General features: G+C 59.4%; 1 protein-coding gene. It reads right to left on the bottom strand.

Annotated elements, in window-relative coordinates; all coding sequences use genetic code 11:
• Positions 1 to 283, bottom strand: a 283-nt coding sequence (locus tag EN852_RS40145) for a DUF930 domain-containing protein (RefSeq protein WP_135880001.1), incomplete at both ends; no start/stop codon positions are given.

Genomic DNA, 283 nt, shown 5'->3' with positions numbered 1-283 from the left:
AGAGATTATATTTGGCCCAATCGGCTTCCGGGATCTCGTCGCCGATCTTGTAGAGGAACTGCAGCACTTCCATATGGTCCGGCGCGGTCTGGCATTTGAACTTCAGCCGATACCACTGACCTTTGCTGCGGAAGGCTGCGCCGGAGCTTTTGATGGCGTCGGCGCTCATCTGCGGCGTGGCGAAGGCATAGGCCACGACGCGATCGGCCTTATAATTGTGATCGTCGTGACTGATCCGATCGAGCACCTCGGCGTCGCACCGCTGCTCGAGGCGGGTTTCGGG

It is taken from the genome of Mesorhizobium sp. M2E.F.Ca.ET.209.01.1.1 (assembly GCF_004010375.2).
Classification (GTDB): Bacteria; Pseudomonadota; Alphaproteobacteria; order Rhizobiales; family Rhizobiaceae; genus Mesorhizobium.
The sequence above is the reverse complement of the archived record's forward strand: the minus strand, read 5'-3'. Positions and strand labels throughout refer to the sequence as shown.